Annotated in this window: 9 protein-coding genes; 6 read left to right on the top strand and 3 right to left on the bottom strand. The window is 70.5% G+C overall.

Going from position 1 to position 13,518, the window contains the following annotated elements:
- Positions 1 to 39: 39 nt before the first annotated feature.
- The 4 genes from WMF11_RS22400 (at position 40) to WMF11_RS22385 (ending at position 6,964) form a co-directional block, all read left to right on the top strand.
- Positions 40 to 1,062, top strand: a complete 1,023-nt coding sequence (locus WMF11_RS22400; RefSeq protein ID WP_437978847.1) for a sugar-binding protein — start codon at positions 40 to 42, stop codon at positions 1,060 to 1,062.
- Positions 1,063 to 1,141: 79 nt separating this feature from the next.
- Positions 1,142 to 2,665, top strand: coding sequence for a sugar ABC transporter ATP-binding protein (locus tag WMF11_RS22395; protein ID WP_437978846.1), 1,524 nt, complete (start codon positions 1,142 to 1,144; stop codon positions 2,663 to 2,665).
- A 45-nt stretch (positions 2,666 to 2,710) separates the two neighbouring features.
- Positions 2,711 to 3,847, top strand: a complete 1,137-nt coding sequence (locus WMF11_RS22390) for an ABC transporter permease (RefSeq protein WP_437910528.1) — start codon at positions 2,711 to 2,713, stop codon at positions 3,845 to 3,847.
- 489 nt (positions 3,848 to 4,336) lie between these two features.
- A complete protein-coding gene (locus tag WMF11_RS22385) occupies positions 4,337 to 6,964 on the top strand; it encodes a glycoside hydrolase family 15 protein (protein WP_437978845.1) in 2,628 nt (875 codons plus the stop codon).
- Between the two features lie 34 nt (positions 6,965 to 6,998).
- Here WMF11_RS22385 and WMF11_RS22380 read toward each other — a convergent pair whose 3' ends face one another.
- The 3 genes from WMF11_RS22380 to WMF11_RS22370 all read right to left on the bottom strand — a co-directional run bounded on the left by WMF11_RS22380 (position 6,999) and on the right by WMF11_RS22370 (position 11,159).
- The gene (locus WMF11_RS22380) at positions 6,999 to 8,189 is read right to left on the bottom strand and encodes an ATP-binding protein (protein WP_437978844.1); all 1,191 of its coding nucleotides are present in this window, start codon (positions 8,187 to 8,189) and stop codon (positions 6,999 to 7,001) included.
- Entirely contained in the window at positions 8,186 to 9,472 is a 1,287-nt protein-coding gene (locus WMF11_RS22375; protein ID WP_437978843.1) for a sensor histidine kinase, read from the bottom strand. Before WMF11_RS22375 ends, WMF11_RS22380 begins: the two co-directional genes overlap by 4 nt.
- 178 nt (positions 9,473 to 9,650) lie before the next feature.
- A complete protein-coding gene (locus tag WMF11_RS22370) occupies positions 9,651 to 11,159 on the bottom strand; it encodes a cobalamin-dependent protein (RefSeq protein ID WP_437978842.1) in 1,509 nt (502 codons plus the stop codon).
- A gap of 226 nt (positions 11,160 to 11,385) precedes the next feature.
- On the opposite strand from WMF11_RS22370, the gene pucL reads away from it, so the two are divergent.
- Both pucL and WMF11_RS22360 read left to right on the top strand, forming a co-directional pair.
- Positions 11,386 to 12,231, top strand: a complete 846-nt coding sequence (gene pucL / locus WMF11_RS22365) for a factor-independent urate hydroxylase (protein WP_437978841.1) — start codon at positions 11,386 to 11,388, stop codon at positions 12,229 to 12,231.
- 59 nt (positions 12,232 to 12,290) lie between these two features.
- Positions 12,291 to 13,514, top strand: a complete 1,224-nt coding sequence (locus WMF11_RS22360) for a PAS domain S-box protein (RefSeq protein ID WP_437978840.1) — start codon at positions 12,291 to 12,293, stop codon at positions 13,512 to 13,514.
- The last annotated feature ends 4 nt before the right edge of the window (positions 13,515 to 13,518 follow it).

Genomic DNA, 13,518 nt, shown 5'->3' with positions numbered 1-13,518 from the left:
GGCGGCTCTTGTCGGGTGGACGGGTGGAGGGGAGAGCGCATGTTGAAGAGCATCGGTCGGTTCATCGTCGGGGTTTGCATGGCGGCGGGGCTCACGGCCCTGGGCTGCGACAACGGCGGCGCGCCGGCGGCGGGGGGCAAGCCGAAGCTCGCCTACATCACGAACGGCGTCGCCCCGTTCTGGACCATCGCCGAGAAGGGCGTCATCGACGGCGCGAAGGAGCACAACGTCGAGGTGAGCGTCGTGATGCCGAGCGACGTGAACGACCAGCTGCACCGGGTCGAGGATCTCCTGATCCGCGGCGTCGACGGCATCGCGATCAGCCCGATCGACGCGGAGAACCAGGTCCCGCTGCTCAACAAGGCGGCCGCGAAGACGAAGCTCATCACGCAGGACTCGGACGCTCCGAAGAGCGATCGCATCGTGTACATCGGCATCGACAACTACGTCGCTGGCCGGATGGCGGGGCAGCTCGTGAAGGAGGCGATCCCCGGCGGCGGCAAGGTGGCCATCCTGGTCGGGCGGCTCGAGGGCGACAACGCCCGCAAGCGCCGTCAAGGCGTGCTCGACGAGCTGCTCGATCGCCAGGACAACAGCGCCGGGAACGACCCGCTCAACCAGGAGCTGAAGGGGGCGAAATACACCATCGTCGCGACCCTGACCGACCAGATCGACGCCGCCAAGGCGAAGAGCAACGCCGAAGACATGATGTCGGCGCACCCGGACCTCGTGGGCCTGATCGGCCTGAACGCGTACCACACGCCGGCCCTGCTCGAGGCGGTGAAGCAGGCGGGGAAGATGAGCTCGATCCAGGTCGTCGGCTTCGACGAGCAGGACGCGACGCTCCGCGCGATCCAGGACGGCGAGGTGATCGGCACGGTGGTGCAGAACCCGTACATGTACGGCAAGGAGTCGGTGCGCGTGCTCGCGGCGCTCGTGCGGGGGGATAACTCCGTCGTGCCTCAGGACAAGTTCATCTCCCTGCCGGCCCGGCAGATCCGCAAGGGCAACCTGGACGAGTTCTGGGCCGATCTGAAGCAGAAGGCGGGCAAGCAACCGTGAACCCGGCGCCGGGCAGCGCGGCGCCCGCGCGGCGCGCGCGCCCGAGCCGAGCCCGGCGACGCTCGACGCGCTGACGCGAATGACAGCCTCCTCGCCTGAACCGGACGCGACGCCGCTGCTCGAGGCGCGCGGCCTGACCAAGCGCTTCCCCGGCGTGCTCGCGCTCAGCGGCGTGCACCTCGCGCTCGGCCGAGGCGAGGTGCTCGGCATCGTCGGCGAGAACGGCGCTGGCAAGAGCACCCTCATGAAGATCCTCGCCGGGGTCGAGGCGCCCGACGCAGGCGAGATGCGCTTCGACGGGCGGCCTGTCGCGCTCGGCTCCGTCAGGGAGGCGCTCTCCCGCGGGATCGCGCTCATCCACCAGGAGCTCAACCTGGCGGACAACCTCGATGTCGCGGCCAACATCTATCTCGGCCGGGAGCCGCGGCGGGGCGGCTTCATCGACGAGGGCAGGATGGAGCGCGAGGCGCGGGCGATCATGGCGCGGGTCGGCCTCGCGTGCTCGCCGCGCGCGCTCGTCGGCGGCCTGTCGCTCGGGCAGCGGCACCTCGTCGAGATCGCGAAGGCGCTCTCCGCGAACGCGCGGGTGCTCATCATGGATGAGCCCACGTCGTGCCTGTGCCCGCACGAGGCGGAGGCGCTCTTCCAGGTGGTGAGGGAGCTCCGCGCGGGCGGGATCAGCGTCGTGTACATCTCTCACCGCCTGGGCGAGGTGAGGGCGCTCTGCGATCGCGTGCTCGTGCTGCGCGACGGCGAGAACGCGGGCGAGCTCTCGCGAGAGCAGATGAGCCACGAGCGCATCGTGCGATTGATGGTGGGCCGCGATCTCTCGCAGTTCTATCCGCACGTCCCGAACCCGCCCGGCGAGCCGGTGCTCGAGGTCTCCGGCCTCCGGACGTCGAGGCACCCCGAGCGAGCGCTCTCCTTCACGGTGCGCGGCGGGGAGATCGTCGGCGTGGCCGGGCTCCTCGGCGCGGGGCGCACGTCGCTGCTCCGGACGCTGTTCGGCGTCACGCCGGCGGCCGGAGGCGCCGTCCGCGTGGCCGGGCGGGCTATCACGCCGCGCGCTCCGCGAGACGCCATCGCCGCCGGGATAGGCCTGGTCCCGGAGGACCGCCAGCAACAGGGCATCATCCTGGAGATGGCGATCCGGGCGAACGTGAGCCTCCCGAGCCTCGACAGGGCGCAGCGCTACGGCGTCCTCGACCGCGCGGGCGAGCGCCGGATGTCGGCGCAGATGATCCGGGAGCTCGGCGTGCGGACGCCGACCGACGTGCAGCCGGTGCAGCACCTGTCCGGCGGCAACCAGCAGAAGGTCGTCATCGCAAAGTGGCTCTCGATGTCGCCGCGCGTGCTGCTCCTGGACGAGCCGACCCGCGGCATTGACGTCGGCGCCAAGCACGAGATATACCAGCTGATGGAGCGATTGGCAGCGAGCGGCATGGCCACCCTGTTCGTCTCCAGCGACATGGAAGAGGTGATAGGCATGTCCGACCGTGCGCTGGTGATGCACGAGGGGCGCATCGCCGGCGAGCTCGGCCGCGCCGAGCTGAGCGAGGAGGCGATCATGCAGCTCGCGACCGGCAGCGACGCCGCGGCGTGACGCGGCGTGACGCGGGGTGACCACTAGCCATCGAGGCCAGAGAGCATGTCTGTGACGACGACACATGACCTCCCGGCGCGCGGCGCCGCGCCGGCTGCGCTGCTCGTGCCCACCACGCGGCGGAAGGTGCTCGGCGTCTTCTGGCTCCTCCTCGCGGTGTCGCTCGGCACCGCGCTCCTGAACGGGAGGTTCCTCCTCGCGGAGAACCTCGAGAACCTGATCCGGAGGACAGCGCTGTTCGGCATCCTCAGCGTCGGGGCGGGCTTCGTGATCATCACGGGCGGTATCGACCTCTCGATCGGCTCGGTCGTGGCGCTCGCCGGCTGCATGCTGCCGTGGCTCCTCTCGGTGCAGCACTGGCCGGCCTCGCTGGCGGTGCCCGTGCTGCTCGGCATCTCCCTCTGCATCGGGCTCGCGCACGGGCTGCTCATCACGAAGCTCCGGCTCCAGCCGTTCGTCGTGACGCTCTGCGGGCTCCTGCTCTACCGGGGCACCGCGCGCGGGATCTCCGGCGATCAGACGCAGGGGTTCGGCGTCGGGTTCGAGTCGCTGCGCTACCTGTCGGTCGGCAGCCCGCTCTCGGTCCCCGTGCCGTTCCTCTCGTGGATCTCCGAGGGGCGCTTCAGCCCGTACGCGGTGCACCCGTTCACCGGCGTGAAGACGCGGCTCGCGCTGATCACGTGGATCGACATCCCGATGCCGTTCCTCTTGTTCCTCGCGATCGCTGTGGCGGCGTCGATCTTCCTGAACCGCACCGTCTATGGCCGCTATCTGATGGCGCTGGGCCGCAACGAGCAGGCGGCCCGCTACAGCGGGGTCGATACCGACAGGATGACGATCCTCGCGTATGTCCTCTGCTCGGTGCTCGCCTGCTTCGGGGGCATGCTGTTCGCGCTGGAGGTCAACTCGGCCCAGCCTGTCGATTTCGGCAATTTCTACGAGCTGTATGCGATCGCCGCGGCCGTGCTGGGCGGCTTCAGCTTGCGCGGCGGCGAGGGCGCGGTGGTGGGCGTCATCCTGGGCACCGCCCTCATGCAGGTGCTGCGCAACGCCATCAACATGCTGGGCGTCCCGACCCAGATCGAGTTCGCGGTCATCGGCGCCGTCATCCTGATCGGCGTCATCGCGGACGAGGTGGTCAGGCGCTACGCGGCGGCGAGGCGCAAGGTGGTTGGCGCGTGAGCTGATGAGCTCGCGGCGGCGCGGTCGACGCCGCGCTCCGTCGAGCCCGCGATGGGCGCCGCGCTGTCTGCGTCGATCGCCCTGCCGCGTGATGGTTTCGGTGCTGGTGGATCCGCGCCGGCACGGCGGCCGGCACGACGCATAGAGCGCAGCGTCGCTGTCCTTGCCAGGAGCTCGGCATGGCGGCGCGCAGGTGCGCTCAAGCGCGCGAGCGCGTGAAGATCGCGTGCTACGCTACAGCATTGCTGGCGTCCCACGCGGAGCCGGGGCGACGTGAGCGCAGGGGGCCCGGGCCGCGATCCGCACGCAGCACGTAAAAACATCAACCAAGTCGCTGGCTTACGGTAGCCGTGGAGCGGTCTTCACGCGACGGCCACCCGATGGAAAGGGAATGGCGTGATGCTGAAGCGCATTTCTTGTGGCACTGCAAGTATTTGCCTGACACTCGGGCTCGCGGGTTGCGCGCTCGACACGGATGCAGAGGAGCCGATGGCCGGGGAGTCCGCGGTCCCGTTCCCGTTCGGCTCCACCGGCAGGGCCCCGTCGAAGGCAGAGGCCCTGAAGGCGCTCGGCGCCGGCATTGCGGCCAAGGGGGTCGGGGTACCCTCTGTGTGGGGACCTGCGGAGAAGTCCTTCCTCGGCACCTCGACGAGCGCGGCCTCGCGGGTCTACTTCACCGGTCATCGCGGCATCGTGTCCGAGGTGTTTTATCCGGTGCTCGACACCGTGAACACCGTCGATCTGCAGTTCCTGGTGGGGGACACGGCGAAGACCTTCGTCGACGAGGAGAAGCAGCAGAGCTTCGCCGTGACCCAGCCGGACAAGCGGTCGATGCGCTGGCAGGCGACGACCACGAACAGCGCCCACAACTGGCGGATCACCAGGACCGTCTTCACCGATCCGGGGCGCAACGCGTTGATCCAGCGCGTCCGGTTCGACGCCCTGGGCGGCAGGAACGTCACCCAGTTCAACCTCTACCTGCTGCACAACCCGGCGATGGACAACTCCGGGGCCGGCGACACGTCGAGGACGGTGGAGGCAGGGGGGCGCACGCTGCTCGTCGCCTCGGAGAACAGCCGCGCCTCGGCGCTCGCCGCGTCGCGCCCATGGAAGGTGGTGAGCGGCGCGCCGATGGTGTCGAGCGGCTTCGTCGGCGAGTCGGACGGCTGGACCGACCTCCTCGGCGGGAACGTCGACAGGACGATGACCTGGCGAAACGACCTGGCGAGCGGCGGCAACGTGGCGCAGATGGGCTGGATCGACCTCGGGACCAGCGCCGTCACCAGCGTCTCGTTCGACGTGGTGCTCGGCTTCGGCGCGACCGAGGCCGAGGCGGCCTCCACCGCGAACGCGACGCTCGGCAGCAACCTGAGCACGCTGCAAACCACCTACGACAACGGCTGGAAGACGTACGCGGCCGGGCTCAGCAGCCAGAGCGCCACCGCCGACGACCAGTATTACCTCGCGGCGATGTCGCTCAAGGCGATCCAGGACAAGTCGAACGGCGCCATGATCGCGGGGATGGGCACGCCCTGGGGCGAGACCAACGGCGACGGCAACAACGGCGGCTACCACCTGGTCTGGGCGCGCGATCTGTTCAAGTTCGCCAGCGCGCTGGTGACGGCCGGCGACACCGCGACAGGGACCTCGGTGGTCAACTACCTGTTCAACACCCTGCAGCAGTCGAGCGACTGCGGCGCCGCCGAGTACGACGCGCCGGGCTGCCCGCAGGGCTACAGCCGCGTCGGCCGCTTCCCGCAGAACGCCTGGGTCAGCGGCTGGCAGTACTGGCAAGGCACGCAGATGGATGAGCAGGCGATGCCGATCATCCTCGCGTGGCGGCTCGGACCTTCCGTCTACAACCCGCTGTGGAAGAAGATCAAGAGGACGGCCGACTACATCGTCAACACCGGCCCATGGACCCAGCAGGAGCGGTGGGAGGAGAACGCCGGGTACTCCCCGTCGACCATCGCGGCGGAGATCGCGGGCCTCGTCTGCGCCGCGACGATCGCCCGCGCGAACGGCGACACCACGAGCGCGGCGCGCTACATGGCCGCCGCCGACACCTGGCAGCAGGGCGTCGACCGCTGGACGTTCACGACCACGGGGTACCACGGCGACGGCCGGTATTACATCCGCATCAACCCCTCTGCGCGGGGCAACACGGGCAGCGGGCCGCAGGTGTACAACCCGGTGTCCGGGCCGGACGCGGCGGTCAGCTTCACGATCGGCAACGGCGGCGGCACGCACGATCAGCGGTACATCGTCGACGGCGGGTTCCTCGAGCTCGTGCGGATGGGGGTGAAGCGGGCCGACGATCCCTCGATCGTCGCGACGCTGCCCGAGTACGACGCCATCCTGAAGCGGACCATCGCCGGCAAGGGCGACGCGTGGTTCCGCTACAACTACGATGGATACGGGGAGAAGAACGACGGCGGCAACTTCGACGGCAACGGCGGTCGGGGCCGGCTGTGGCCCATCTTCACGGCCGAGCGCGGCATGTTCAAGATCGCCAGCACGGGTGTCGGCGCCGACGGCAACCCCTACCTGACCGCGGTGAAGGCGTTCTCGACGCCGCAGGGCTTCATCCCAGAGCAGGTATGGGGCGAGACGACGGACGTCACCGGCTGGTCCGTCCAGAAGCCGGCGAACGTCGCGGCGGGCACCCCGACGCGGTCGATGAGCCCCCTGAACTGGGCGATGGGCGAGTACATCAGCCTGGTGGCGTCGATCCGGGCGGGCAGGGTCGTCGATGTCCCCTCGGTGGTCTGCGGCCGCTACAACGCGTGTGTGGTGCCGCCCGGCTCCGGCGAGGCAGGCGTCACGGTCAACGTCACCGCGGCCACCGTGGTCGGCCAGCACATGTACGTCACCGGCAACACCGCGGCGCTCGGCAGCTGGAACACCGATCTCGGCGTCCCTGTCGATCCGCGCGGTTACCCCGTGTGGACGAACCGCGTCAACCTGCCGGCCAGCAGCGCGCTCGAGTACAAGTACTATCGCAAGAACGCCGACGGCACCGTGACCTGGGAGAACCTCCCGGGCGGCGGCAACCGCACGATGAGCACGCCCGCGTCCGGCGGGGCGCTCACGCTCAACGACACCGTGAGCTGGTAAGTGGTCATCAGCTAAGCGCGGCGCGCGGGCGAGCCTACGCCGCGGGGCGCTCGGGCTCGCAGGCGCGCCCAGCCTTCGTTGGGACCGTGAAGAACACCCGCGTTCCCCGGCCGAGCTCGCTCTCCACGCGGATCGCGCCGCCGTGGCGCTCGACGAGGTTCTTGCAGATCGACAGGCCGAGCCCCGTGCTCTTCTCGCCGCCGGTCGACCGGGTGCTCGTCCTCCGGAATTTGCGGAACAGGCCGCTGATCTCGTCCGGGCGAATTCCCAGGCCCTGATCCTCGATCATCACCTCGATCGCCTGACCGAGCCTCCGCGCGCGCACCGTCACCGTCGTGCCCGGATGAGAGAACTTGAACGCGTTGCTGAGCAGGTTGCTCAGGACCTGCTCGATCCGCGCGACGTCGCAGCAGACGAGCGGGAGATCCGCGGGCACGTCGACGTCCACCGCGATCCCCTTCCGGCCCGCGCCGTGCTCGTTCAGGGAGACCGCCGCCAGGAGGATGCCTCTCAGGTCGGCCTCCTGCAGGCGAAGCCCGCCGCTTTCGTGCTCCAGCGTCGTGATGTCGAGCAGGTTCTCGAGCAGCTGCAGCGCGAACTCGGCGTTGTCCTGGATCTTCACGGCGTAGCGCTGCGTGTCCTCGGGCCCCGCGCCGACGCCGGCCAGCTGCATCTTCGAGAACCACTGGATCGCCGCGATCGGATTGCGCAGATCGTGCGCGGCGACGCCCATGAGCTCATGGGTCCTCTGGGCCACCTCGGCGAGCTGCTGGTTCTCGAGGTGGAGCGCGTCGGCGCTCGTCTTGAGGCTCGAGAGGAGCCGCTGGCAGCGGCTGATGCGCTCGTGCTGCGCGAACGCGTCGCTCACGACGCCGGCGAGCTCCGGCGGATCCCAGGGCTTGGAGATGAACCGGTACACGCCGCCCTCGTTGATGGCCTGGATGGCGGCGCTCGTGTCCGCGTAGGCGGTCATGAGGAGGCGGATGGTCTCCGGGAATTCGCCCTTGAGCCTCGCGTAGAACTCCGTGCCCGTCGTGCCCGGCATCCGCTGGTCGCTCAGGACGACAGGGATGGGCCGCTCGCGCAAGATCGCGTGGCCCTCCTCGGCGCTCTCCGCGATGAGGACATCGTAGTCGCGCCGGAGCTCGCGGCGGAGCGCCTTCAACGTCTCGGGCTCGTCGTCGACGATGAGCAGCGCGCGCCGCTCGCCGGAGGCGCGCGTCATCGGTCGGGCTCCTTCGGCAGCGTGATCGTGAAGGTGCTGCCCACCCCGGGGGTCGATCGGACGGTGAGCGTGCCGCCGTGCTGATCGACGATGATCTTGTGCGAGATGGTGAGGCCCAGCCCCGTGCCTTGCCCGACAGGCTTGGTCGTGAAGAACGGATCGAAGATCCGGCCGAGGACGTCAGGGGTTATCCCGGCGCCGTTGTCCTCGAACTCCAGGGCGACCCGGCGCGCTTCGTCGCGCTCGCGGATCACGATGCGGCCGTTCCCCCGGCCCCGGCACTCGACCGCCTGGGCCGCGTTGATGAGGAGGTTCAGGAACACCTGGCTGAGCTCCGCCGGCTTGCAGCGCAGCATGGGCAGCTCGGCCCACTCGACCGTCACCTGGACGCCGCCGTCCTTCAGCGCCGGGCCCGCGATCGCGAGGGTGCTCTCCAGGCACTCCTTCAGGTCGCTGCGCTCCTCCTCCGCCCGGTCGAGCCGCGTGAAGGTCCTGAGGTCCTCGACGATCTTCTGCACGCGCGCGAGGCCGCCCAGCGTGCCTTTCACGAGATCCCCCGTATCCTCGCGCAGAAAGTCGGGCTCGACCTCGGCGCGGAGCGCCTCGGCGAGGCCCTTCGCGTCGTCCGAGCCTGCGCTGACGGCGGCCCGCTCGAGCGCCTCGTAGGCGGCGAACAGCCGATCGAGCGACTCTGCCAGGGTGTGCACGTTGCTGCGGACGAAGGCGAGCGGGTTGTTGATCTCGTGGGCCACGCCGGCGGCGAGCTTGCCGAGCGCGTTCATCTTCTCGGAGTGGACGAGCATCGATTGCGTGGCGCGCAGCTGCTCAAGCGACCGCTCGAGCTCCTTCTGCTCGGACAGGAGCCGCCGCTGGAGGCTCGTGATCCGCGAGTTGAGCGCGGACACCTCGGCGACGACGCGCTCGAGCTCGATGACGTCGAACTCGGCGAGGAGCAGCAGGTCGTGGCCGAGCCGCCAGACCTCTCCCCGGAGGCTGTGCGCGATGGACCGGAGATCCCCGAAGTGCACCATACCGCGGTAGATCGGCTCCCCGGCGCCGTGCCCGGCCGCGGCGAGCTGCGCGAAGCTCGGGCTGACGAGGCGAGCCTCGGCGCGACCCGGCTCGCCCGCCCCCCCGAGCAGCCGGCGCATGCCGTGGTTGGTGAGCCTCGGCGCGCCGTCCGGCGCGAACACGCCGATCGCGAGCGCGGTCGAGGCCATGAGGAAAGCGGCGGCGAGCTCCGCGACAGGACCGCTGAGCTCGTGTCCCGGCGGCGGGGCCACCAGCGGCGCTCCTTCGTTTTCTCCTGCGCTTTGCGTCCTGCGCGGTTCCATCGGAATCATCCGAATCAAAGCCTCTCCCTCGCTCGCGGCGGAGGCCATCTGTCTTTGGCAGGCCGGCGCGGAGCTCGCTATGCGAAACGCACCCCGCGGGGCCGGCGCTCGAAGGCGCGGAGCGGGGTCATGCGCTCCGCGCCGCGAGGAGCTGCTCCGCCGCGCGGACGGCCCGCTCTGCGCTCGGCGCCGAGCCGTCGGCCCCGAGCTGCCTCCAGAGGTCGTCGACGACGCGGAACGGCTGGCCGCCGACCAGGACGACGACGCCCCTGCACCGATCGTCGCGGCGCGCCGCGGTGATCACCTGGCGGACGCTCGACAGCTGATCGCTGAGCGCGGCCGAGACCGCGAGGACGTCGGCCTTCCGCTGGACGACCTCCTGGATCACGTGCTCGGCGGGCGTGCTGGCCCCGAGATAGAAGGTGTCCCACCCCGCCATCTCGAAGTAATCGGCGACGAAGCGCGCGCCGATCTCGTGGAGGTTCCCGTCCACGGCGGTGGCCACGAGGCGGCGGCCGGCGCGATCGCCGCTGACGACGTGCGGATAGAGCTGGCCAAGGATCATCTGCGTGACCGCCGTGCAGTAGTGCTCCCCGGCGATGCTGAGCTGACGGAGCTGCCAGCGCCGGCCCAGCTCGTACTGGCACGGCTCCAGCACGTGAGCATAGATGTCCTTGATCGGCGCGCCGGCGTCGAGCGCCTCCCGGATGGTCCGCACAGCTCGCCTCCGGTCCCGCTCGATCAGCGCGTCGAGGTAGCTGCACGCGACGGCCCCGAGCGGCGCCTCCCGGCGGACGAAGCTGGGATTCTCGGCGTGCATCGAGGTGAGCCGCTCGAGCGCCCCCGCCAGGTACCGCCGCGGCGCCTCGGCGAGGCGCTCCGGCAGCGTGAGCGCGAGGACGTCGCCGAGCGCGCGGAGGTAGCCCACGAGCTCGGCGGGGTCGAGGCCGTGCTGCACCAGCAGCGTCTGCGCCCACTCCGCATAGGCGCTGAAGAGCTCCGGCGACCCGTTGTCGACCGCCGCGGCGAGCTGCGCGACGTGGCGCCTGGCGTCGTCGAGGCAGAGGGCGCGCTTCGCGCCGGCGGCGAGCGCGTCCGCCGGGCGCCGCATGAAGCTGAGCGCGACGCTCATCGGCGCGATGCGCGCCGCGGAGCGCTCGATGGCCTCCGCCGGCGAGCCGGCCGCGCCGGCGGCGCACGGGGGCTCGGGGATGGCCGCCAGCGCGGCCGGCGTCACGAGGGGCGAGGCGCAGAGGCGCTCCCGGCCCGCGGCCAGCGCGTCCTGCGCCACCGAAGAGAGCGCCGGATCGAGCTGCTCGCCGATGCTCTCGCTGAGCGCGTCGAGCGCGGCGCCGAGCGCGCGCCGGGGCACCCCGAGCGCCTCGAGGAACACCGCCGTGAACGCGCAGTACTCGCAGAGCTGCTGGGCGCCCTCCGCGCGGAGCGCCGCCGCGAGGGCGTCGATGTGCGCCGCGAGGTCCACGTGGCAGCGCGAGAGCGCCTCGCGCTCGCCGCGCGCTCCGAAGGCGCGCGGCGCGACGGACGCGGCCTCGAGGCGGGCGAGCGCGGCGTCCCTCAACGATTCACGGCGAGCGACGAGCTCGTCGGCCGCCCTGACACGCTCTGTGGTCACCATGCCCGCGTATGTGGTGACGCGCCCTCGTCGCCGCACGCGCGATATCGCACGGGCCCGCCCGACGGCGCTGCGGTGCCCGGCCGCGCGGCCGCTGCCGGAGCGCCGTCGCGCGCCGCGGGTCGTGGGCGAGGGGACCCGCCAGGCTTGAGCCGGCGTCGCGCTTCAAGCTACCGTCTCTCCCGCGTCTCAAAAGAGCGTCGTCGCCCGGCGCGGGAGCTGAAGAACGATGTCAATCTCGTTGGTGCGGAACGCCTACGGCAAATCGAGGGTGCGGCTCGTGAAGGTCCGCCGCGCGGGCGCGCGGCACGAGCTGACCGACGTCCAGGTCGATGTCCAGCTGGAGGGCGAGTTCGACGACGCTTACACGAAGGGTGACAACAGCAAGGTGCTGCCCACGGACACGATGAAGAACACCGTGTACGCGCTCGCCAAGGGCCACCCGGTCGAGCCGATCGAGGACTTCGGGGTCCTGCTCGCCGAACACTTCCTCGGCAAGCCGCACACCCTGCGGGCGAGGGTCGCTATCGCGGAGAACGTCTGGTCTCGCATCGACGCGGGCGGCGCGCCGCACCCTCACGCCTTCCTCCGCGCGGCAGGGGAGCGGCGGACCGCGGAGATCTCCGCGGCTCCCGGCGGTGTCGAGATCACGTCCGGCGTCGCGGATCTCCTCGTCCTCAAGACCACCGGCTCGGCGTTCTCGGGCTTCCCGCGCGACGAGCACACGACGCTCAAGGAGACCGGGGACCGCATCCTCTCGACGCTCATGGTGGCCCGCTGGCGCGCGGCCGGCCGCGACCCGGCGCCCACGGCGACGTGGGAGCGCGCCCGCCGCGCCCTGATCGAGACGTTCGCAGAGCGACACAGCCTCTCGGTGCAGCACACCATTCATGACCTGGGGGAGGCGGTGCTCGCCGCCTGTCCTGCCATCGACGAGGTGAGCCTCTCGCTCCCCAACAAGCACTGCCTGCTCGTCGATCTCGCACCCTTCGGGCTCACCAACGACAACGAGATATTCGTCCCGGTCGACGAGCCGCACGGGCTCATCGAGGCGACGATGAAGCGAGGGAGCTGACCGCCGGGCGCGGCCGTTTTTCTCGACATGCCGAGGACGTGCCCGGTAGAGTGCGGTGCATGGACCAGGTGGCCGGCCCGGACGAGCTCGAGATCGCGACGAGCTACATGAACGCGGTCCTCAACGGACCGTTCATCGCCGTGGAGTGCACCGGCGACGCCGGGTCTCTCGTGATCGCCGCGTGGAGCGCCGGGGCGGAGCGGCTGCTGGGTTATACCGGGGAAGAGGTGATTGGCTGCCGCCTCGCGGACACGGCGCTCCGCAGCGCCGACGCCGACCTCTGGCGACGCCTCTGCGACGGCCTCTCCGACGGGCAGCGCGGCGCGCCGCTCTCCGCCGAGCACCGGCGGAAGGACGGGCGCGTCGTCGCGTGCGCGTGGGTGCACGAGCCGATGCGCGGCGCCGACGGCCAGGTGGTGCGCAGGCTCTTCATCGGGCAGGACGTGACCGACCGCGGCCGCCTGGCGGAAGCGTCGCGGGACGACTCGATCATCCTGCGCGCCATCCTCGATCACGTCCCGATCGCGGCGTGCAAGTATGATCGCGATGGGGTCTTCACCCACCATGACGGCAAGGGGCTCGAGAACTCGGGCGTGAAGCCCGGGGCGCTCATCGGCAAGAACGTGTTCGACCTCTACGGGTCCAACCAGGCGGCCGCGGACGGGATGCGGCGCGTGCTGGCGGGAGAGGTGGTGGACAGTCAGGCCGAGGCCCACGGCGTCTCATGGCGATCCTGGCTGCTCCCCATCTTCGACGAGAGCGGCGCGCAGAACGGCGCGGTGTCCGTGACGTTCGACATCACGGACGTGAAGCGCAAGGAGGCCGAGCTCCAGGCGAGGCTCGACATGATCCAGGCCCAGCAGCAGGTGATTCGCGCGCTGTCGACGCCCATCATCGAGGTCTGGGATCGCGTGCTGACGCTCCCGATGGTCGGCGTCGTCGACAGCGTGAGGACCTCCGAGGTGATGGACAGCCTCCTCGACGCGATCTCGACCAAGGGGGCGCGCTTCGCGATACTCGATCTGACCGGGGTCGACGCCGTCGACACGAAGACGGCGAGCTACCTCATCGAGATGGTCCGCGCGATACGGCTCCTCGGCGCGGAGGGCGTGATCACGGGTATCCGCTCGAACGTGGCGCAGACGATGATCGCGCTCGGGGTCGATCTCTCGGGGATCATCACGATGGGCAACCTCCGCGCCGGCCTCAAGCTCTGCATCCAGCGGATGAACCGCGCCGACGCCGCCGCGGCCGACGGCGCGCGGCGGGCCGAGGCACGCTGATCGG

Origin of the sequence: Sorangium sp. So ce295 (genome assembly GCF_051527405.1) — a bacterium.
GTDB classification, from domain to species: Bacteria; Myxococcota_A; Polyangia; order Polyangiales; family Polyangiaceae; genus Sorangium; species Sorangium cellulosum_B.
The sequence above is the reverse complement of the archived record's forward strand: the minus strand, read 5'-3'. Positions and strand labels throughout refer to the sequence as shown.